The sequence below is a fragment of the Cryobacterium sp. PH31-L1 genome (assembly GCF_030063145.1).
In the GTDB taxonomy this organism is placed as follows: domain Bacteria; phylum Actinomycetota; class Actinomycetes; order Actinomycetales; family Microbacteriaceae; genus Cryobacterium.
The window spans coordinates 66,021-86,673 of the sequence record NZ_JASISM010000003.1; the positions used below are offsets into that span (position 1 = coordinate 66,021).

General features: G+C 65.7%; 21 protein-coding genes. 3 read left to right on the forward strand and 18 right to left on the reverse strand.

Annotated features, from left to right (window positions below; translation table 11 throughout):
- The 6 genes from QMF22_RS07080 to QMF22_RS07105 form a co-directional block, all read right to left on the reverse strand.
- Positions 1-960: a DMT family transporter gene (locus QMF22_RS07080; RefSeq protein ID WP_502846916.1), complete on the reverse strand. Its 960-nt coding sequence runs from the start codon at positions 958-960 to the stop codon at positions 1-3.
- Positions 961-1,210: 250 nt separating this feature from the next.
- On the reverse strand, positions 1,211-2,005 hold the full coding sequence (locus QMF22_RS07085) for a GNAT family N-acetyltransferase (RefSeq protein WP_283451801.1): 795 nt from the start codon (positions 2,003-2,005) through the stop codon (positions 1,211-1,213).
- A gap of 95 nt (positions 2,006-2,100) precedes the next feature.
- A complete protein-coding gene (locus QMF22_RS07090; protein ID WP_283451803.1) occupies positions 2,101-3,387 on the reverse strand; it encodes an adenylosuccinate synthase in 1,287 nt (428 codons plus the stop codon).
- A complete protein-coding gene (locus QMF22_RS07095) occupies positions 3,388-3,873 on the reverse strand; it encodes a DUF3151 domain-containing protein (RefSeq protein WP_283451804.1) in 486 nt (161 codons plus the stop codon). It lies immediately after the preceding gene.
- 76 nt (positions 3,874-3,949) lie between these two features.
- Positions 3,950-4,318 (reverse strand): nuclear transport factor 2 family protein, encoded by a 369-nt coding sequence (locus tag QMF22_RS07100; protein ID WP_283451806.1) that lies wholly within the window; start codon positions 4,316-4,318, stop codon positions 3,950-3,952.
- Between the two features lie 42 nt (positions 4,319-4,360).
- Positions 4,361-4,996: a TrmH family RNA methyltransferase gene (locus QMF22_RS07105; RefSeq protein WP_283451808.1), complete on the reverse strand. Its 636-nt coding sequence runs from the start codon at positions 4,994-4,996 to the stop codon at positions 4,361-4,363.
- Positions 4,997-5,070: 74 nt separating this feature from the next.
- Between QMF22_RS07105 and QMF22_RS07110 the strand changes: the two genes are divergently transcribed.
- The 3 genes from QMF22_RS07110 to QMF22_RS07120 all read left to right on the forward strand — a co-directional run bounded on the left by QMF22_RS07110 (position 5,071) and on the right by QMF22_RS07120 (position 7,914).
- Complete coding sequence (locus QMF22_RS07110; protein ID WP_283451810.1) at positions 5,071-6,342, forward strand: Nramp family divalent metal transporter; 1,272 nt, start codon at positions 5,071-5,073, stop codon at positions 6,340-6,342.
- A 21-nt stretch (positions 6,343-6,363) separates the two neighbouring features.
- Positions 6,364-7,008, forward strand: a complete 645-nt coding sequence (locus QMF22_RS07115; protein WP_283451812.1) for a metal-dependent transcriptional regulator — start codon at positions 6,364-6,366, stop codon at positions 7,006-7,008.
- Between the two features lie 105 nt (positions 7,009-7,113).
- Positions 7,114-7,914, forward strand: coding sequence for an HAD-IIA family hydrolase (locus QMF22_RS07120; RefSeq protein ID WP_283451815.1), 801 nt, complete (start codon positions 7,114-7,116; stop codon positions 7,912-7,914).
- A 406-nt stretch (positions 7,915-8,320) separates the two neighbouring features.
- Here QMF22_RS07120 and QMF22_RS07125 read toward each other — a convergent pair whose 3' ends face one another.
- The 12 genes from QMF22_RS07125 to QMF22_RS07175 form a co-directional block, all read right to left on the reverse strand.
- Entirely contained in the window at positions 8,321-10,381 is a 2,061-nt protein-coding gene (locus QMF22_RS07125) for an HNH endonuclease signature motif containing protein (RefSeq protein WP_283451817.1), read from the reverse strand.
- 420 nt (positions 10,382-10,801) lie between these two features.
- Positions 10,802-11,200, reverse strand: coding sequence for a hypothetical protein (locus QMF22_RS17470; RefSeq protein WP_502846917.1), 399 nt, complete (start codon positions 11,198-11,200; stop codon positions 10,802-10,804).
- 84 nt (positions 11,201-11,284) lie between these two features.
- Positions 11,285-11,563 carry an alcohol dehydrogenase catalytic domain-containing protein gene (locus QMF22_RS17475; RefSeq protein WP_502846918.1) on the reverse strand — a complete coding sequence of 93 codons (279 nt, stop codon included), beginning with the start codon at positions 11,561-11,563 and terminating at the stop codon, positions 11,285-11,287.
- Positions 11,564-11,565: 2 nt separating this feature from the next.
- Positions 11,566-12,324 (reverse strand): SDR family NAD(P)-dependent oxidoreductase, encoded by a 759-nt coding sequence (locus QMF22_RS07135; RefSeq protein ID WP_283451819.1) that lies wholly within the window; start codon positions 12,322-12,324, stop codon positions 11,566-11,568.
- A 24-nt stretch (positions 12,325-12,348) separates the two neighbouring features.
- Positions 12,349-13,386: an NAD(P)-dependent alcohol dehydrogenase gene (locus QMF22_RS07140; RefSeq protein WP_283451820.1), complete on the reverse strand. Its 1,038-nt coding sequence runs from the start codon at positions 13,384-13,386 to the stop codon at positions 12,349-12,351.
- Positions 13,387-13,688: 302 nt separating this feature from the next.
- Positions 13,689-15,152, reverse strand: a complete 1,464-nt coding sequence (locus QMF22_RS07145) for a hypothetical protein (RefSeq protein ID WP_283451822.1) — start codon at positions 15,150-15,152, stop codon at positions 13,689-13,691.
- A complete protein-coding gene (gene pyrE / locus QMF22_RS07150; RefSeq protein WP_283451824.1) occupies positions 15,152-15,700 on the reverse strand; it encodes an orotate phosphoribosyltransferase in 549 nt (182 codons plus the stop codon). Before pyrE ends, QMF22_RS07145 begins: the two co-directional genes overlap by 1 nt.
- 115 nt (positions 15,701-15,815) lie before the next feature.
- Positions 15,816-16,238, reverse strand: coding sequence for an MFS transporter (locus tag QMF22_RS07155; protein ID WP_283451826.1), 423 nt, complete (start codon positions 16,236-16,238; stop codon positions 15,816-15,818).
- Positions 16,238-17,128, reverse strand: coding sequence for an MFS transporter (locus tag QMF22_RS07160; protein WP_283451827.1), 891 nt, complete (start codon positions 17,126-17,128; stop codon positions 16,238-16,240). Before QMF22_RS07160 ends, QMF22_RS07155 begins: the two co-directional genes overlap by 1 nt.
- A gap of 31 nt (positions 17,129-17,159) precedes the next feature.
- Entirely contained in the window at positions 17,160-18,347 is a 1,188-nt protein-coding gene (argE, locus tag QMF22_RS07165) for an acetylornithine deacetylase (protein WP_283451829.1), read from the reverse strand.
- A gap of 26 nt (positions 18,348-18,373) precedes the next feature.
- Positions 18,374-19,711 (reverse strand): SLC13 family permease, encoded by a 1,338-nt coding sequence (locus QMF22_RS07170; protein WP_283451832.1) that lies wholly within the window; start codon positions 19,709-19,711, stop codon positions 18,374-18,376.
- A gap of 9 nt (positions 19,712-19,720) precedes the next feature.
- Positions 19,721-20,551 (reverse strand): maleate cis-trans isomerase family protein, encoded by an 831-nt coding sequence (locus tag QMF22_RS07175; protein WP_283451833.1) that lies wholly within the window; start codon positions 20,549-20,551, stop codon positions 19,721-19,723.
- Between the last annotated feature and the right edge of the window lie 102 nt (positions 20,552-20,653).

Below are 20,653 nucleotides of genomic sequence, written 5' to 3' on the forward strand. Positions count from 1 at the left end.
CTAAGCGGATGCCGCCGCCTCCCGGCCGCCAGGGCGCAGCGACCCGAATCGCAGCCGTTTCTGCGTCAGCAGGATGCCGAGCAGCACCAACAGCGCCCCGGTCGGCTCGTGCCAGGAGAATGTTTCGGCCAGCACGAGCACCCCGAGCGCCACGCCGACCACGGGCGTCACGTAGGTCACCGTGGACGCGTTGGTCGGCCCCCAGGCGCGCAGAACGTTGATGTTCCAGATGTAGGCCAAGCCGGTTCCGAGTGCACCCAAAGCCAGCAAGCACAACACGATCGGCAGGGTCAGCATGACCGGGCTCCACGCCAGCACGGGAGTCAGCAGCAGCATGATGCCGCCGGCGATGCCGATATTGAGAAACGCGAAAGTCGAAGCGGCGATCGGCCGCCCGCTCAGAAAGCGGCGCGTGTAGCCGAAGGTGAAGCCGTAGCAGACCGCAGCGCCGAGGCAGGCGAACTGGCCCCACAGGTCGCCGGTGAGCGAGGCATACTGCCAGGGTCCGATGATCACGACGACGCCGATGATGCCCAGAACGACACCGGCCACCTGCGCACGCACGAGCTTCTCCACTCGAAACGCGAGTGTCGCCATGAGTGCCGTCATGATCGGAGTGACGGCGTTGTAGATGCTCGCGAGGCTCGAGGAGACGTACTGCTCAGCCCAGGCGAAGAGCAGGTGCGGAATCACGCATCCGCTGATCGCAATCACCAGAAAGTGCAGCCAGACCACGCCCTCCCGCGGCAGTACCGGCCCGTTGCCTATGCGCGGACGGTTCACCAGCACGATCAGCCCCAGGGTCAGCCCGCCGAGCACGAGCCGCGACCAGGCGATTTGACCGAAGCTGACGCCGTCGAGGGCGATCTTCATGAACAGAAAACTGGAGCCCCAGATCAGCCCCATGCCGAGAAATTGCAGGGTGACGAGGGGCTTGCTGGCGGCAGGGGTCGGGGACACCTTCCGAGCCTATAGCTGGCGTCGGCATGCCAGTGCCCGCCAGCGCACAAGGTCTGAAAATCGCCGAAGAATGGCAGCGGATGCTGCACGCCCCCCTGCCCGTGGTTAAGGAAATCCGGCTCACCGGCCACTCGGGTACCGCATGATTCCGGGGTCCCACGCGCCCGCCCATCAGACTTTTCCTGAATTAGCCCCCACAAACCCCCCAGAGCCCCCGGAATCACAAGGCACCGACAAACGGATGCTCCACCTACTGCGAGGTGTCGGCCCCGGCGCTCTGCTCCGCGTCGCTTCCAGATTCCGGGACCGGACCGGCCGAGCCCGAAGCAGCCTCAGGAGCATTTCCGGCGCCCGGACCAAAGCCGCCCCGCGGCCCGCCTCCGGTGATGGTGCCGCTTGGACCGGTCGGTCGCAGGCTGCGGTAGGTGACGAACCGGCCCTCGAACGCGTTGAGACGCGCCTCGAGTCCCGCGCGCACGGCCGGCCACTCGTCGGCGAGGATCGAATAGACGGCGCTGTCCCGCCAGGTGCCGTCGGCGCGCGGGCGGTCGCGGCGCAGGATGCCCTCGAACGTGGCACCGATGCCGAGGATGGCGGCGCGGGAACGCTCGTTGATGGCATCCACTTGAATCTTGACCCGCCCGAAGCCATTGGAGAAGGCGGCGCCGAGCACGAGCAGTTTGGTGTCGGCGTTGACGGCGGTGCCCCAGACGCGCGGGTCGTAGGCGGTCCAGCCGAGGTGAATTGACTCGTTCACCTCGTCGATATCACCGAGGGTCGTGGTTCCGACGACGTCGCCGTCGTTGGGGCCCCCGAGCAGACGCACCACGTAGGGCAGGCTCTCCCACTGGAAATAATCGTGTGCCCACTTGATGAAGCCGTCGACATCAGAATGTAGGGCGGCCGGGCCTCCGCCGTAGCCGGCCGCGAACACTTCGGGGTGCGCGATGGCGCGGTGCAGGTCGGGAAGTACTGCGCTGCCCATGGGTTGCAGCTGCACGAATCGACCGGTCAGGGTCAGGGAATGGGGTCTCACGGCGTTCACTCGCCTAGTGTGACAGGTAAAAGTGAGGAATTGTGCACCGATTGTGGCAACCGGGCGGAATCGCAGTGCCCGGTTGCCGGAAAAACCAGTACTGATCAGTCGATCAGGTCGTGCCGCACCACGATGGCCTCACGGTCGGGGCCGACGCCGATCGCCGAGATGCGCGATCCGCTCATGCCTTCGAGAGCGAGGACGTACTCCTGTGCCGCCTGCGGCAGGTCTTCGAACCGGCGCACGCCGGTGATGTCCTCGGTCCAGCCGGGGAAGTTCTCGTAGATCGGGACGGCGTGGTGAAAGTCGCTCTGCGAGACCGGCACTTCTTCGACACGCACGCCGTCGACCGAGTAGGCCACGCAGACCGGAATCTCGGACAGACCGGTGAGCACATCGAGCTTGGTCAGCACGAAGTCGGTGACGCCGTTGATGCGCGCGGTGTAGCGGGCAATCGGGGCGTCATACCAGCCACAGCGGCGCGGGCGCCCGGTGGTGGTGCCGAACTCGAAGCCGTTGGAGCGCAGGTATTCGCCCGACTCGTCGAACAGTTCGGTGGGGAACGGGCCGCTGCCGACGCGGGTCGTGTACGCCTTGACCACGGCAATGACGCGGTCGATGCGGTTCGGGGCGATTCCACTGCCGGTGACCGCGCCACCCGAGGTGGCGTTCGACGAGGTCACGAACGGGTAGGTGCCGTGGTCGACGTCGAGCATGGTGGCCTGGCCGCCCTCGAACAGTACGGTCTTTCCGGCGTCCAGTGCCTGGTGCAGCAGCAGGGCGGTGTCGGTGACCATGGGGCGCAGGCGTTCGGCGTAGCCGAGCAGCTCGGTGACGATCTCCTCGGCCTCGATGGCACGGCGGTTGTAGACCTTGACGAGCATGTGGTTCTTCTGGTCGAGGGCTCCCTCGACCTTCTGGCGCAGAATGTTCTCATCGAACAGGTCCTGCACGCGAATGCCGACCCGGTTGATCTTGTCGGCGTAGGCCGGGCCGATGCCGCGCCCGGTGGTACCGATCTGGCGCTTGCCGAGGAAACGTTCGGTGACCTTGTCGAGGGTTCGGTGATACGCGGTGATGATGTGGGCGTTGAGGCTGACCTTCAGTCGCGACACATCGACACCGCGCTCCGAGAGCGCGTCCAGCTCTTCGAACAGCACCTCGACGTCTACGACGACGCCGTTGGCGATGACCGGGGTGACGCCGGGGCTCAGGATGCCTGACGGCAGCAGGTGCAGCGCATACTTCTCGTCGCCGACGACGACGGTGTGGCCGGCGTTGTTGCCGCCGTTGAACTTGACGACATAGTCGACCCGGCTGCCGAGCAGGTCGGTGGCTTTACCCTTGCCCTCGTCGCCCCACTGGGCTCCGATGAGTACGATCGCGGGCATTTAGTCTTCTCCTCGAATAACGAAAGCTTCGGTGGGCGGCGCCGGGTCGAAGCCCGGGCTGCCGGTGTACAGGGCCCCGATGATGTCGATGGCGTCCACGTCAGCATCCGTCAAAAAGGCTGTCAGACGGGAGACCTCGTCGGCCTCACCGATCTCTTCGGCGCCGCGGCGCAGCGCGAACAGGGCGCGGAGCACACCGCGGTTGGGTTCGTGGCGCCACGGAATGGGTCCGTGGCCGCGCCAGCCGGCCTTGCGCAGGGCGTCGAGTCCGCGGTGGTAACCGACGCGGGCATAGGCATACGACTCGAGGATGCGGCCCTCGGAATGGGTGGCATCGGCCAGTTCAGCCCAGGCGAGCGGAGAGGTCGGATGCACCTGCACGACACCGGAGATCTCGCTCCTCGCGGTTCGACGGAGGGCCTCGAGCACCTCCGGTTCCGCGGGAAGAAGGGTCTCGGGCTCTGAAATCAAATTGTCGCCGGTCACACTGAATCCTACCAAGACCGAGACCGGGCGCCCCGGCGACGGGCCAGATGAGCCTAAAACGCCAGTCCCTACGTGGCTAGGCCTGGCTTTGCTGCCGGGCGGCGACCCGCCAGCCGCCGTTGACGAACAGGTAGGTCGTCGACATGTTCAGTTCGGCCACGACCTCGCCGCGGCGGGCGATCGCCTTGTACACCACGACACCGGCGTGTTCGCCGAGGCGGATGATGGCGGGTTCGTGAATGCCGTAGCTCTCCCACGGCACCGCCTGATCGAAGTACGCGGTGACCTGGTCACGCGTGATGACGGCGCCCGGCACAATGATCAGACCGTCGTCGGTCATCTCGCGCTGGTAGTAGGCGCCGCCGTTCCCGCCCAGAATGGCCTCCCATCCGGCGTTTTCTTCGTGGAGGAGTCGGGCCGGAAGATCGTCAGTGATCGCAGTCATACCGTCACGCTAGCCCGTATTCAGCCCGCAAACCAGTGAAGATCAGAACCGGTGCTGGACCACCCAGGCATGCATGGTCACGGCGGCGGCCGCCGAGGCGTTGATCGACCGGGTCGACCCGAACTGGCTGATTTCCACGACGGAATCGGCGGCGGCGATGGCCGCTTCCGACAGGCCCGGGCCTTCCTGACCGAACAGTAGCGCGCAGCGTTCGGGAAAAGTAAAGGTCTCGATGATGACGCTGCCTGGCACGTTGTCGATCGCGATAATCGGCAGTTCTCCAGTCGCACACCACTCGACGAACGCGGCGACATCCGGGTGGTGCAGCACGTGCTGGTAGCGGTCGGTGACCATGGCACCGCGTTTGTTCCAGCGCTTGCGGCCAATGATGTGCACCGTGTCGGCGCCGAACGCGTTGGCACTGCGCACGATCGAGCCGATGTTCATGTCGTGCTGCCAGTTCTCAATGGCCACGTGAAACGGATGCCGATGCTCGTCCAGGTCAGCCACGATCGCGGCCATATTCCAGTAGCGGTATCGATCGATCACGTTGCGGGTGTCGCCGTGCTGCAGTAGCTCAACGTCGTAGCGGTCTTCGCTCGGCCATTCTCCTAGCCAGGGACCGACGCCGTAGGTGGAGCGCTCTGGCGTGGAGTTGTCGACTGCAGATTCTGGCACGACCCAACAGTATCCTGCCAACTCCGGCCTAGATTGGGGTTTCGGCCTGCCTAAATTCTGGCTATGGTTTCGGTATGTCTAAAACGGATGCCTCCGCCCCAGACCGCGTGCTGGCGGACGCTCCTACCACGGTCGCCTCCAGCCGCCTGCTCTGGCTGCTCGGACCGGCCCTCGTCGCCGGGGTCGCCTACCTCGACCCGGGCAATGTCGCGAGCAATATGACCGCGGGCGCCCGCTACGGCTATCTGCTGGTCTGGGTGGTTGTGGCCGGCAACGTCATGGCCTGGCTCATCCAGTACCTCTCGGCCAAGCTCGGGATCGTCACCGGTGCGAGCCTGCCGGAGATTCTCGGGGTGCGCATGAAGCGACCCACCGCCCGCAGGCTGTACTGGATCCAGGCCGAGCTCGTAGCCATGGCCACCGACCTCGCCGAGATCATCGGCGGCGCGGTCGCCCTCAATCTGCTGTTCAACCTGCCGCTCATCTGGGGCGGCGTGATCACGGGCACCATCTCCATGGTCGTGCTCATGGTGCATTCTCGACGGGGGCCGCGCATCTTCGAGCGCGTCATCATTGCGCTCATGCTCATCATCACCGTGGGTTTTACAGCAGGCGTGTTCTTCGCTCACCCGGAGGCCGGTGGCGTGCTCGCCGGAATGGTGCCCCGCTTCGAGGGCTCGAACTCGGTACTGCTCGCCGCGTCCATCCTCGGTGCCACGATCATGCCGCACGCCATCTACGCGCATTCCTCCCTCACCCGCGACCGGTTTCCGGAATGGCAGGGCATCGTGGCCACGCGTCGCCTGCTCTGGGCCACGAAGTGGGACGTCACCATAGCCATGGCGATCGCCGGAACGGTGAACCTGGCGATTCTGCTGCTGGCGGCATCCGCTTTGCAGGGTGTGGACGGAACCGACACCCTGCAGGGTGCCTACGTCGCGCTCAGGGACACGCTCGGGCCGGCGATCGCGACGACGTTCGCCATTGGACTGCTCGCCTCCGGCCTGGCCTCGACCTCGGTCGGCGCCTATGCCGGAGCCGAGATTATGCACGGCCTGCTCCAGGTGCGCATTCCGCTGCTGCTGCGCCGGTTGGTCACGCTGATTCCGGCGCTGTTCATTCTCGGGGTGGGGTTCGACCCCACGCAGGCGCTCGTGCTCAGCCAGGTCGTGTTGTCGTTCGGTATTCCGTTCGCTCTGATTCCGCTGGTCTGGCTCACCGCCCAGCGCGGCCTGCTGGGAACCTTCACCAATCGCTGGTTCACGACCGCTGCCGGAGTGGTCTGCGCTCTGGCGCTGGTGGCGCTGAACGTGGTGCTGCTCGTACTGGTGTTCACCGGCGCTTGACCCGGATACCCTGAAACAGATATGACGCACACGACCGGCGCGGCCGAGGACTACCTCAAAACCATCTATGCCCACACCGAGTGGCAGACGGATTTGATCACCCCGTCGGCGCTGGCCGTGCGACTGGGTGTGGCACCGTCATCCGTTACCGAAATGGTCAAGAAGCTCGCCGCGAGTGGGCTCATCACCCACGTTCCCTACGGTCCGCTGGCACTAACGGATGCCGGCCGGCTGCGCGCGACCGCCGTCGTGCGCCGGCATCGCCTGATCGAGACCTGGCTAGTCGGCGAGATGGGCTACGACTGGGACCAGGTACACGACGAAGCCGAGATTCTCGAGCACTCTATCTCGGACCGCCTGCTCGAAGCCATCAACGCGCGCCTCGGATTTCCGGCACACGATCCGCACGGCGACCCGATTCCGGCCGCCGATGGCACCGTGCTGCGGCCGCCGGCCGTGCTGCTGGCCGACGCCACGGTCGGGCACCGGGCTGCCGTGCTGCGCATCAGCGACCGCGACCCGGTCGTGCTGCGTGAGCTCGCCGCCGACCTGATCGGGCCGGGCACGGAGTTCACCCTGGCAGCGCCCCTCACCATCGTTCTAGCGGACGGCCAGAGTCGACTGGTCACGCCCGCTGCGGCCGCGTCGATTTGGGTGACCGCCTGAGCGGGCGGGTTGTCGCACGCGGCGGCATCCGCTTATTGTGAGCCAACCCGTAACCGTGGGGAAACTTCGCGCGGCTAGGCTGAACACGACGAAAAGGAGCGCCTGATGGCACGACGCGACGAGATCGAATGCTGGCTCACCGACATGGACGGTGTGCTCGTACACGAGAACCAGGCCCTTCCCGGGGCTGCCGAGCTGCTCCAGCAGTGGACCGACTCGGGCACGCCGTTTCTGGTGCTCACCAACAACTCCATTTTCACGCCACGCGACCTGAGCGCGCGGCTACGTTCGAGCGGACTGAACGTGCCGGAGGATCGCATCTGGACCTCCGCCCTCGCCACGGCGGACTTTCTCAAGTCGCAGGTTTCCGGCGGCACGGCGTTCGTGATCGGTGAGGTCGGCATCACGACCGCGCTGCACGAGGCAGGGTTCATCATGACCGAGACCGACCCCGACTACGTGGTCGTCGGCGAGACGCGCAACTACTCGTTCGAGGCGATCACCAAGGCGATCCGGCTGATACTCGGCGGGGCGCGATTCATCGCGACCAACCCCGATGCGACCGGGCCCAGCAAAGACGGCCCGATGCCGGCGACCGGCGCGATCTCGGCACTGATCTCCAAGGCCACCGGCATGGAACCCTACGTTGTCGGCAAACCCAACCCCATGATGTTCCGCTCCGCGATGAACAGGATCGGCGCGCACTCGGAGAATACCGGCATGATCGGCGACCGCATGGACACCGACATCGTCGCTGGCATCGAGGCCGGGCTGCACACGATTCTCGTGATGACCGGCATCAGCGACGAGGCCGAAATCAACCGCTACCCGTTTCGGCCCGACGAGATCGTGGCCGGCGTGCACGAGCTGCTCTCGACCGAGCTCATCGAGAGCGACGAGATCTAGGCGGCTCCTCCACAAGCGCTCGCTCGTGCACACTCGCTGCGCCAGAGAGCGGATGCCGCCCCCTGCGGGTTCTGTCGGCGTCGACCCACCCGCATAGCTGAGGTGCACGGTCGCAGTTGAGGTGCACGGTCGGTTGACTGCACGGTCGACTGACTGCACGGTCGACTGACTGCACGGTCGACTGACTGCACGGTCGGCTGACTGCACGGTCGACTGGCTGCACGGTCGACTGGCTGCACGGTCGGCTGGCTGCACGGTCGGCTGGCTGCACGGTTTTCCCGCCAGACCCAAGTCCAGCGCGTCAGGCCAGAAACACCGTTTAAGAGACAGTCCTGTCGAGACCGCCGTAGTCCCGCGGTGGCTGTCTGCGGTGCCCAGCCATTCCGTCGGCCGAGTGCAGTTCGCGCTACTTGTCCCAGTGGGGTTTCTCGGCGGGTGTGGCGGCGCGGTTTTGGCCGGCGGGGCGCCAGGTTTGGGTGGGGTCGAATACGAGCGGGCCGCGGATCCAGGGGCGGCCGTCGCGCATGTCGATCTCCCAGCCGGAGGTGTCGATGCTGGCATGGCCGGCGTTGCAGAGCAGCACGGCGTTGTCGATGTCGGTCGGGCCGCCTTTTTGCCAGGGGATGACGTGGTGCGCTTGTGCCAGGTGTGGTGGCACGGTGCAGCCGGGGATGACGCAGCCGCCGTCTCGGGCGGCGAGGGCTCGGCGTTGGGTGGCGGTGAAGAACCGGTTGCTGCGGCCGAAGTTTAGGATTTGGCCGTTCTGGCCGAACAGCGCGGGTTGGTAGCCGCCGGCGCAGATCAGTTCGTCGACTTGGCTGGTGGTGAGGTGTCCGTCGATGCCGTCGATCCAGCCGGTGCCGCGGCCGTCGAGGAGGTCGTTGATGTTGATGTGTACGAGCACGGTGGGGGCGGCTCCGCCCATGGTGGGGGTGCCGGGGTGCCGGGCGGCGCCTTCGAACACGGCGCGCAGGATGCTGGCTCGTTTTTCACTGCGGGAGCGGGTGTCGTCGGGTTGCTGCGGGCACGGACTGAGCCGGTCGGAACTGAGCCGGTCGGAGCTGAGCCGGTCGGAGCTGAGTGGGTCGGAGCTGAGTGGGTCGGGTGGGTCGGTGCCGAGCGTGTCGCCTGCCTCGCTTTCTGGACCTGCCTCACTCGCCTCGCTGGTCGCTTCTTGTGCCGCTTCGTTGTCGTAGTTTTGGTTGCCCTGACGGTTCTGGCCGTCGATACCGATGTGCGCGCCGTAGACCCCAGCTTCGGTCTCGCCGTTCTTGTCATTGTCGTTTGTGGTGGCGTGATCGGGTTCGGTCTCCCGGAACGCGACCCGCGCCCGCGGAGTGGTCTTGGAAACTCGACTCGTGCCGGACGCCGTGCCAGAGGTGGTGCCGGTCGCCCGGGTCGCGGCGCTGTCGGCGCCGGGAACCGGGTTGGCCGCCGCGGCGGACAGGTACGCATCGAAGACGTTGCCGATGATGGCGCGGTCGAGGGTGGTGAACCAGCCGTTCAAGCTATAGCCGCCGTTGGCTAGGCCGCCGAAGGTGAGCCAGCTGCGCCGTTCGGTGGGGGTTTCGCCGGGTGCGGTGCCGTCGGGGGCGAGGCGCGCCTTCCACTGGATGCCCTGCTGCCGCAGCAGTTCCGGCGCAAAGGCGATGCCGGCACCGGGCAGTCCCTCAGTTTCGGGAGTGATCGCCCCGGACCCGCTCGCCACGAGGGAGCGTTCGACCCGGTCGAGGTCCGGGGGCAACACCTCGAAGCGCAGGCCGTCGAGCACCTGCACGATCACGCGGGCCTGCTCCAGCCCGAGCTCCCCGCCCTGCAGCGCCTTCCCGAGAACAGAATAGGTGGGACTGAGGGGGCGGCCGAGTAGCATCCGCTGGCCGGCTTTCTCACCGAGCGCGGACCGCTGACGCACCTCGCTGCGGGAGAGTCGGGCGAGGGTGCAGACCAGTTCGACGCCGCTGCGGCAGCCCAGCCGACGGGCCAGCGTCGGCGCAGCCAGAGCCGCCGCGGCACCCGCCACGCTCGGCGAGGCCGCAGCAGCCGCAGCAGCAGCCTCAAGGGGCACAGATTCCGCAGAAGCAGTGTCCGAACCAGCACTGTCCGCACCAGCACTGTCCGCACCAGCACTGTCCGCACCAGCACTGTCCGCACCAGCACTGTTCGAACCCGCACCGCCCGGGGCGGCGGCACTCTGATCAACAGCCGCCTGGGCTGCGGCTTTCGCTGCGGCAGCATCAAAGTATTCGGAGCGGCGCAGCACGTCGGTCGTGGAGAGCACCCGGGCACCGTCAACGACCCGGCCCACGCTCTCCAGCGCCAGCAGCACGGTCAGGGATTCTTCATCGCCCAGCAACCCGAACGACACCCCGCCCAACGCCGCCAGCAATGCATCCCGAGCCTGCTCCACCGCCACAATGACGGGGTTCGAACCGGACTCGCTCGGGTTTTCCATGAACATGGGCGCCATTGCCTCCTTGACACCCATTCTACCGCCAATAGAACACAAAAGCGAGAGAAACTCAGAAATGGTTCGGGACGAACTCTAGGACTTCGGCGCCTGCAGCACCGGGTTACTCAGGTAATGAATCATTGCGATTGAGGTGTACGGCGGTCCTGACCGGACAATGGATTCCTGAATCAAAATTCGAAGTCTTCAATGAATTTTTGACTACAAATTGTACACGAAGTGCCATTGTGGCCGACTGCTATCGACCCACGCCGCTGTACGTGGAGCCGGGCCCATATTGCGTTTACGGGCCCAGTTTATAAAGTGGGCCCGTGGACGGGGCCCGGGCGTCGCTCACAGAAGTGCTGCGTCAGACCCGACGCAATTCGGAACTCAGCCACGAGCCCGCGCATTCTCGGCTCTTTCACGCTCACGGCCGCTCTAGGCTGGCCAACGCCGCATGCGCGGCTGGCCTGCCCGCCGCGCCGGCAGCATCCGCTCGCCCGGACCGCCGAGCAGCGCACGTGCCTGCTCCGCGGCATCCGCTGCGCTGGAGTCGAAACTGCCGCTGGCACCGAGGCGCTCGGCCCTGGCACGCTTGGTGTCGAGCAGATCCGCGACGACGACCGTCGCAGCGCCGGCTTGCAGCCCGGCCAGGGTCGCGAAGAGTCCGATCGGTCCGGCTCCGAGCACCACGACGCGCTTTCCTGTGAGGTCACCGGCCCGCCGCACAGCGTGCACGGGCGTCGACAGCGGCTCAATCAGGGCGGCTTCCAGGTCGGACAGGTCGTCGGGCAGGGTGATGATTCGACCGACGTCAATGACGAACTGGTCGGCCATTCCGCCCGGCGTCTGGCAGCCGAACACGTCGAGGGTCGCGCAGATGTTGCACCGACCGGCGGCGCACTGGTCGCAGGTTCCGCACTACAGGTTGGGCTCGATCACGACGCGAGTGCCGATCCATGCGGGGTCAACAACCACTCCCGCGCCAGAGACGATGCCGACGACCTCGTGGCCCGGCCGAAACGGCAACGACATGAACGGATGCTTCCCGTGCGCGGCATGCATGTCCGACCCGCAGATTCCCACCACGGTCGAGCGCACACTCACCTCGGTGGCGCCGGGAACGGGTATTTCGATATTTTCGAGCACGACGTCGTTGGCGGAGTTGACCACGACGCGACGGTCGCTGACGGCTGCCATGATCAGTAGACCGTGTACCCGCCGTCGGCGACGAGCACGGAACCGGTGATGAACGACGCTGCTTCGCTGGCCAGGAAGACTACGCAGGGCGCGATCTCCTCGGGCAGGGCGAACCTCTGCTGCGGTGCGTCTTCAACCCAGTAACGCTGGAATTCGGGCCGGTCGACCGGTGCCATCTCGGTCTTGACATAGCCGGGGGCGACCGCGTTCACGCGGATTCCGAGTGGGGCCCATTCGGCCGCCAGAGACTTGGTGAGATGGTGCACGGCCGCCTTCGAGGCGTTGTACGCGGGCTGCATTTGCGGGCGGTTGACGATGATCCCCGACATCGAGCCGATGTTGACGATGGAGCCCTTGCCCTCGTTGCGCATGTGGGCACCAACCGACAGGCTCGCTTTCCAGAGCGCGCGAACATTGAGGTCCCAGACCGCGGCCCATTCGTCGTCGGTGACGTCGAAGGCCGGTGCGTGGTAGCAGGTGCCGGCGTTGTTCACGAGAATGTCGATCGTGCCGAGGCCGGTGATGGCTTCCTCGGTCATGCGGGCGACCTGGTCGTCTTTGGTGATGTCGGCCTGGATAGTGACGAAGTCATGCCCGGCAGCCTTCGCCTCCACCGCAACGGCGGCGTTGCGTTCGGCGCTTCGCCCGGCGATTGCGACGCGGGCGCCAGCCTGGGCCAGCGCGAACGCGAAGGCCTTGCCGAGCCCTTGGTTGCCGCCGGTGACCAGGGCTGTTCTTCCTTCGAGGCTGAATACATTCATGGTGGTGCTCCGTTTCTCTCGGGACTAGTTCGGGTAGACGATGGACTTGAGGCTGTCTTCGTTCCGATCGCTGTCGAGGGCTTCTGCTACATGCTCCAGGTCGAATTTGCCGGTCACGAGCGAGTCGAGGTCGACCTGTCCGGAGGCGACCAGGTGGATAGCGGTCGGCCAGGTGTCCACGTAGCGGAAAATGCCGGTGACGGTCAATTCCAGGTTTTGAATTTGCGACACCGGCAGGATCATCTCGGGGTTGCCGAGCCCCACCAGAACGACCGTGCCGGCTGGCCGCACCGAGCGGATGCCACTGTCCACGGCCCGCGCGGAACCGCTGGCGTCGATGAACGCGTTCACGTCAAGGCCCAGCGTTGCCGGGTCTTCGGCCACGGGGTCGATGACCCGGGTGGCTCCGAACTTCAGCGCACGCTCACGCTTGGCTGCGATCAGGTCGGAGACGATGATCTCGCTCGCGCCGAAGGCCCGCGCGGTCTGGGCGGTGATGATGCCGATCGGGCCGGCACCGGCGATGAGAATCGATGACCCGGGGACGATACCAGCCTTGCGGATGCTCGCGATGGCAACCGAGAGCGGCTCCAGCAGGGCGGCAGCCTCGAACGAGACTGAATCAGGAATAGCGTGGGCGAATTCGGTCTGGATCGTCACGTAGCCGCAGAAGGCACCGTCGATGGGCGGGGTTGCGTAGAATGCCATCTTCGAGCACAGGTTGTACCGGCCCGCACGGCATTCCCGACAGAGGCGGCAGGCGCGCTGCGGTTCCACGGCGACCCGCTCCCCCACCCGAGCGGGGTCGACATCCACTCCGACGGCCACGATCGTGCCGCTGAGCTCATGGCCCAGAACCAGGGGGGCATCGACGATGAAGTCGCCGATTCGGCCCTCGCGGTAGTAGTGCACGTCGGAGCCGCAGACGCCGACCGCGGCGACCTTCACGAGCACCTCGTCGGCGCCGGCCGTGGGTACGGCACGGTCCTCGATCGTCAAGTCTCGTTGCTTCAGCAGAACGCTCGTTCGCATTGTCGCCGGGAGCGTGGGTGAACTGGCCATGACTAGTCTTCTCTCTGAAATGGATGTGATTCGTGGGGACTGAAAAGTAATGCTCGCCCGGAGACGATAGAGCCAGCGTTAGGCACCCTAACAATGAAGAGCGCGATGGAGGAGTCGACCCCGCTAGCGGGCCGGTCACCTCAGTGAAATGTGGTCGTCGCTTCGGACGTGATGCGCTAGTTACCATCGTCATCGATGGCGGCTACACCGCACTCTAGCCCTGCTTCGGGCTGGAAGAAGCTGATGCGGCGGCTGGCCTGCCGGCCGCATCCGCTCGCGCCTGCAGCCGGCCGAGCCCACGATCAGGCGGCCGGGCCGGCACCCATGATGGTCGCGGCCAGCGGTTCGGCCGAGGCACGGCTCACGAAGCAGTAGTAGTTGCGCGGGCCGGTGGCCCACTGTTCGTCGGTGATCGGGTAGCTGCCCTGTATTTGCAGGTTCGGGTAGGTGCCAGCGGCGTTCAGGTCGAGGATGCCGGGTGCCGTGCAGAGCAGGTTGATCTGAGCGGCGAGCGCCGCCTCCCCCGGAAACACGGTGGTCGCATCGCCGCCGAAGCTGCCGCGGTAGACCAGCTGGGCGGTGTGCGCGACGGCGCAGTCGACGACCGTGAACTCTTCCTCCCACGGCGAGACATACGGTTCGAGGCACTCGCCACCGAACAGGGTGTTCCACTCGTGTGCACCGGCGGCCTGGACCGCGGTGACCTCTGGGATCGGCGTGGGCGTGGGGCTTGGAGTGGGCGTCGGCGTCGCGGATTGGGTCGGCGCCGGAGCCGCTACCGGACTCGCGACCAGCCGCTGTCCGAGATAGAACAGGCCCACCAGCACGATGAGGGCAAGCAGCCCGACGGCGGTCCAGACCAGGGCAGCTTGCGTTCCCTCGGCAAGGACTCGCCGGGACCGGTGGCGATTCGGCGCCTCGGTGTTCCTGGGCCGGTCGGTGCTGGCCTCGGCGTCGGCGTCGGCATCGGCATCGGCTAAGCGGATGCTCGCCCCCACGTGGGGCACGCGAGTATCCGTTGCAGAGACCGGCAGCAGCTCGGTTGCGGCCGTCGCCTGCTGTTCGAGAAGCTCACCCGCGATGACGGCCGGCGGAGCGAGCTGCTCGGCAGCGGGGGCCTCGGCCGTTACGGGCTCGGACGCAACAGGCTCAGCAGCACCAAGCTCTGCCGTTGCCGGGGCGACCGTCACCGGACCGCCCGTGTCGGGCTCGGCGGCTGCCGATTCAACGGCGGCCACTTCGCTGGCGGCCGGCACTACGGCGGCCGGTACGACAGCCGCTGGCACGGTCGCGGCCACCACAGCAGCGGGCGTGACGGGTTCGGACCCTGCAGCCGGCCTCGGGTCCAGCACAGGCTCACTGTGGGGTGGCGGAACGACTTCGTGCCCGGCGGGAGTGGCCGGTGCAGCGTCCTCCGCAGCGTCAGCAGCGTCAGCAGCGTCGACCTCAGCTTCGACCGGTTGCGGCAGCGGGGTGGTCCACCAGGGAGCTGGCCCGGCCGGAACTGCCGGGACCGCCGGGACAACGGGCTCAACGACCTCGGGCTCAGCCACTGCCGCCTTGGCGCGACGCGCGCGGCGACCAAAGCGGCTCGTGGGTGCGGCGACATCCGGCGCGGCGGCATCCGTTTTGGCAACATCCGTTTTGGCGTCGTCTGTAGCTTCGGCAGCAGAGTCGTCCGGCGAGTCAGTGCCGGCACCGGCGGTTTCCGGGTCGAGCTGCGACGCGAGCCAGTCGATTCCTCGCTCGTCGTCGTCTGAGACCACTAGTTGAGCCCCAGGTCCTCAAGGGAGATCGCGGCGTAATAGGGGTAGCCGGCGGCCTCGATGATTTCGCGAGCACCGGTGTTGCGGTCGACGACGACGGCGACTCCGGCGATGATCGCGCCCACCTTGAGCAGGGCTTCGATGGCGGCGAGCGGCGACCCGCCGGTGGTGGAGGTGTCTTCGAGCACGATCACGCGCTTGCCGGCGAGGTCGGGGCCTTCAACCTGGCGACCTCGGCCGTGGTCTTTCGGCTCCTTACGCACGACAAAGGCGTCGTAGTTCGCGCCGCGGGCCGCGCCCTGGTGCATGACGGCGGCGGCGATCGGGTCGGCGCCCATGGTCATGCCGCCGACGGCGACGACATCGGGCACGTCCTTGATGAGATCGAGAATGACCTGCCCGATCAGCGGGGCCACCCGGTGGTCGAGACTCACCCGGCGAAGGTCCACGTAGTACGTGGCCCTCTTGCCGCTCGTAAGAACGAAGTCCCCGTGAAAAACGGCCTCGGCCGAGATGAAGTCGATGAGTTTCTGCCGTGTATCAGTCACACCCGCCAGTTTAGGGCATGCCCACCCGGCCGAACGTGGTCGCCAACAGGCGTGACAAAAGAAGGCTTTTTCACGTGGTGGTCGAGTTTTCGGGCGCAACCGGGCCAGCCTCCGTTTACCGCTGCTGAAACACTCGACGCGACACCACGATGCTCCCGAGGGACAGGGCCGCGATCGCCACGAGGTAATACCCCGGCACGAGCAGCGAACCGGTCGTGCTGATGAGGAACGTGAGAATGAACGGTGCGAATCCGCCGAACACGGTCACGCCAATGTTGTAACCGAGCGACAACCCCGTCGTGCGGATCTGCACGGGGAACATCGCCGACATGATCGCCGTCAGCGGAGCGAAGTACGCCGTGGCCAGCACTCCTAGAATCAGCTCGATGCCGATCATGACGAGGAGCGTGGGGAACTGGTTGAGCAGAATGAACAGGGGAATGCCGAGCATCAGCGTCCCCGTGGCGGCCCAAGTCATAACCCTGGCCGGCCCCACCCGGTCGGCGAGCTTACCGATGAACGGCGAGCCGACGCTCATCACCACGCCGAATACGAGCGTTGAGACAACGCCCCCTCGGTGGGCATGCCCAGGTTAACGATGGCGTACGTCGGCATAAACAGGGCAATGTAGATACCTACCGACCCGAGTGCCACGACGCCCACCATTGTCCAAAGGCGTCCGGCATTCGCGATGAAGGTCTCTCTCAGCGGCGATGCGGACGGCGTCATGGTGAGGAATTCCGGGGTGTCCTGCATCTTTGAGCGGATATACCAACCCACCGGCCCGATGAGGAGCGCGAAAATGAAGGGAATGCGCCAGCCCCAGCTTTCCAAGCTCTGCTGGCTCAGGAAATTGTTCAGGAAGAATCCGAATAGCCCGGCGAGCAGCATGGCAGCACCCTGCGTGGCCACCTGCCAGCTTCCGTAGAAGGCTTTACGGTGCGGTGCGTACTCGATGAGGAACGCGGTAGCGGTGCCGAACTCCCCGCCGGCGGCGAAGCCCTGCAGCAACCGGGCCACGAGAATGATGACTGCCGCTGCCACGCCGATCATGGCAGCCGTGGGCGCCAGCACGATCAAGAGCGTGCCGAGGAACATGACAGAGATGGATACGAGCATGCCAGCTTTGCGGCCGGCGCGATCCGCATAGCGCCCAATCAGGATGCCGCCGAGCGGCCGCATGATGAACGAGACACCGAACGACGCGAAGGCGAGCAGCAGCGACGCCGTCTCGTCGGCCGTGGGAAAGAACAATTTCGCGATGGTCACGGCGAAGGTGCCGTAGACGATCACGTCGAACCATTCCAGCCCGTTGCCAATGGATGCGGCCACGACCGCCTTGCGGGCCTGCCTGCGCCTCTCGGCGAGGGCGGGGTCATCCGTTTGAGACCTGCCGGAAACGGCGGGGCGTGCTGACGCATCGGTCATGAGAGTTCTTTCTGTGGAGAAGGGGGTGTGGTCAGTGCTGGTGCGCGAGGTGCCGAGCGAGCGCGCGCATGAAATCTTCACAGGCATTGATTTGCGCCAGGTCGATGTACTCGTTGGCGGTGTGACCCTGACGGATGCTGCCCGGGCCACAGACCACGGTGTCGATTCCGGCCAGTTGGAACAGGCCACCCTCGGTGCCGTAACCGACGGTTTCTTCAGAATTTCTTCCCGTGAGATCGTGCACCAGCTGCAGCGCGGTGCCGGTTCCGGCTGCGCTGAGGGCGGGAACGGCGCCGATCGGAGCGAACGACGCGTCGGCGATTGAGTGTTCGGCACGCATCGCCGTGCGCAGCTCCCCGAGCACGAAATCTTCGATGCGGGAAAAGATGGCCGAGGTGGATACTCCCGGAATCGCGCGAAATTCGAACTCGAAGTCACATCGCTCGGCGACCGTGTTCACGGCCGCTCCGCCCGAAATCGTGCCCACGTTAATGGTTGTGTATGGCACTTCGAAGCTTGCATCGAAGGGCCCGTTCATTCGATGCTCGTCGGCGATCGAGCGAATAAACGCGATGGCCCTGGCCGCGTACTCGATGGCGTTGACGCCATTGGGAGTGTTGGAGGAGTGCGAGGCCAGCCCGGTGAAACTCACCCGATACAGGTGGCTGCTCTTGTGCGCCGACACCGCCCGCATGCTGGTCGGCTCCCCCACCACGCAGATGTCTGGGCGGATGTCCCGCGCGGCCAGGTCGGCCAGCAGGGTGATGGCCCCGTGACATCCCACCTCTTCGTCGTAGGTCCACGCGAGGTGTAACGGTGTTGCCAGCGGCCGGGCCAGAAACTCGGGCAATAACGACAGAATGACACCGGTGAACGCCTTCATGTCGGCGGCGCCCCGGCCATAGAGCCGGTTTTCGCGCACCTCAGCGGTGAACGGATCGCTGCTCCACGCCTGTCCGTCCACTGGAACCACATCGGTGTGGCCAGCAAGCATCACGCCACCCGACGTCGACCCATCGTGAGCCGGGATCGTGACAACGAGATTGGCCTTCGTACCATCGGAGTTGGGCACGAGTTGCGGCTCCAGCCCGCGCACCCGCAACTCCGCGTCGATCACGTCGATCAACTCCCGGTTCGAATTGCGGCTGGTGGTGTCAAAAGCAATCAGGCGCGTGATCCACGCCAGGGTGGTGGGCGCGAGAACGGCGGATTCAGTCATGAAAACCTTTCGAGGGAGGGTCTGAGTTAGCTGATGCCGAGCTGCACAAAGCAGAACCACACCAGCACGGGCACGACGGCGATCATGACGACAGCCCAGACCAGCAGAGCGCGAAAGAACAGGCGCTCGTCTTTGGGCGGGGCGCTGGCCATGAGCAATGCGCCGCTCGTAGACATGGGGCTGACATCCACCACGGAGGAACTTATGGCGATTGCCGTAATCACGCCGATGGGGCTGAGCAGCGGATCGATTGCGATGGGCGTGACGAGCGGACTGATCACGCTCAGGGTGCCGGTGGTCGATGCGAACGCCGAGACAATCGCTACGACGTAGCTCGTCACGAGGGCCGCGAGCGAGCTGTTACCGAGTCCGGCGATGCCGTTCTGCAGTTCCTCGAGCGCGCCGATGGCTTCGAGCATGCCGACGTAGGTGACGATCCCGGTGACCAGCAGAATGGCCGACCAGGGCATGCTCTCCACTGCCGCCTTCTGAACGCTCGAATTCACCACTATGAGCGCGAGAGCGACCACGAACGACGCCACCCCCACATCGATACCGAGCACGGTGGTGAGCACGAGCATCACCCCGAGGCCGGCAAGGGTGAGAATTCGAATCGGCGTCGCGGCCACCTTCACCGGTGCCGTCTTCACCGGACGGGTGAGAGTGGATGTTCCTGCCCGAGTTCCAGGGGCGGTTCCGCCGGAACCCGTCACGATCTCGCTGGCACCTCCGCTCGACAACTCGGTCGCACGGCTAAGACGCTTTCCCATGATCTTCTGCGCTGCCGCGTACGCAACGACGGCAAGTAGCGCGTTGAACACGAAACAATAGATGAAGAGCTTGAGCGAGTCGCCGCTGGCACCGGCATCGTCGAGCATCACGTTCGCGAGCACGCCGAACGGATTGACCGGCGAAAACGCGCCGGCATTGGCGCCCTGCACCACCACGAGGCCCATGGCCAGCGTGCTGATTCCGAAGCGGCTACCGAGGGCAAGCGCTACCGGAGCGACGATAGCGATCGCGGCTGGGGTGAAGGCGCCCGCCGTGGCGAGCACGGCCGTGAGCAGGAACATGAGCACGGGTACCAGCACCTTGCGGTCGCCCGCGAGGCGTTCGGCCCAGTACGCCAGGAGGTCGATCGTTCCGTTGATTCGCACAATGGCGAAAAGCAGGGTTGCTCCCACGAGAACGAAGAACAAGCCGGACGGGAACTCGTTGGTCACTTCAGTGATGGGCAGACCGGCCACGAGCGTGCCGACGCCGAAGGCCGCTACGAGCGCGATGAGGCCGGCGTTGATCTTGGAGAACGAGCCGATGGCGAAGGCCGCGATCAACACGAGGAACGCGAGGAGTGGGATAGACATGCGCGTGCCCTACGCGTTGGTGCGAATGCGCGGAGCCAGAGATGTAAGTGTGCCGGCCAGCAGCCCGCCGGCGTTCGGTATCGCCGGGGTGTGGCCGAGTAGTTGGAGGATTTCCCAGGTGGTCGCGGTCGCCGCGGTGATCACCGGCAGGCCGAGTTCGTCCTCGACCGCCTGCACGGCGGGAAGGGAAGGCATCTGCACGCAGGCTGACAGCACGATAACGTCGGCTCCCTCATGCTTCAGGTTGCGCGCGAACTCGGGCAAATCAAGCGGATTGAGGCAGCCCACGGCAAGGTTGTCGTCCACGCCCAGGCTCACGGTGTCGAGTACCTCGATACCCGCTCCCTCGATGTAGTCGCTCACCATTTGGGTGAGCGGTTCCATGTACGGGGCCACCATCACCACGCGGCGGGCGCCGAGCTGCTGCAGGGTGCGAACGAGAGCACCGGCACTGCTCGTGACCTCGGCCGCGTGAGCGTTGTCGGTCGCCGCCTGGCGGATAACGTTCTCGGCGGGCTCGTGCGCGCCGGGGCCCTGCGCCATGACGGCTACGAGGCAGGCATACGCGATCACGTCGACGTCGGCGTCGGAGACGGCCGTGGCGCAGTCGGCGGCCTTCGAGGCCATAGCGAGTAATTCCTCTGTCGTCACGTTTTTCAGTGCGGCGCGGGCGGAATGAAAGGTGTAGGTGTGGCCGGTTGCCGCGGTCTGGCGTCGAAAGAGTTCCGGAAGCTCGGTTTCCATAGTTGTGTTGGAACTCGGGACGATAAGGCCGATGCGCGAGGAGCCGAGCCGGCTAGCAGTCATCATGGCGTCCGTTGTGAGGTTGGACCGTGTCATTGCTGTCTCCGCGTCGTTGTGTGCGGGGCTGAGCGAGTTGAGTATTGCAACCCATCAGACAGGTCACAGTCCCATCCTGTGGGTTACGTTGGGTTCTGTCAA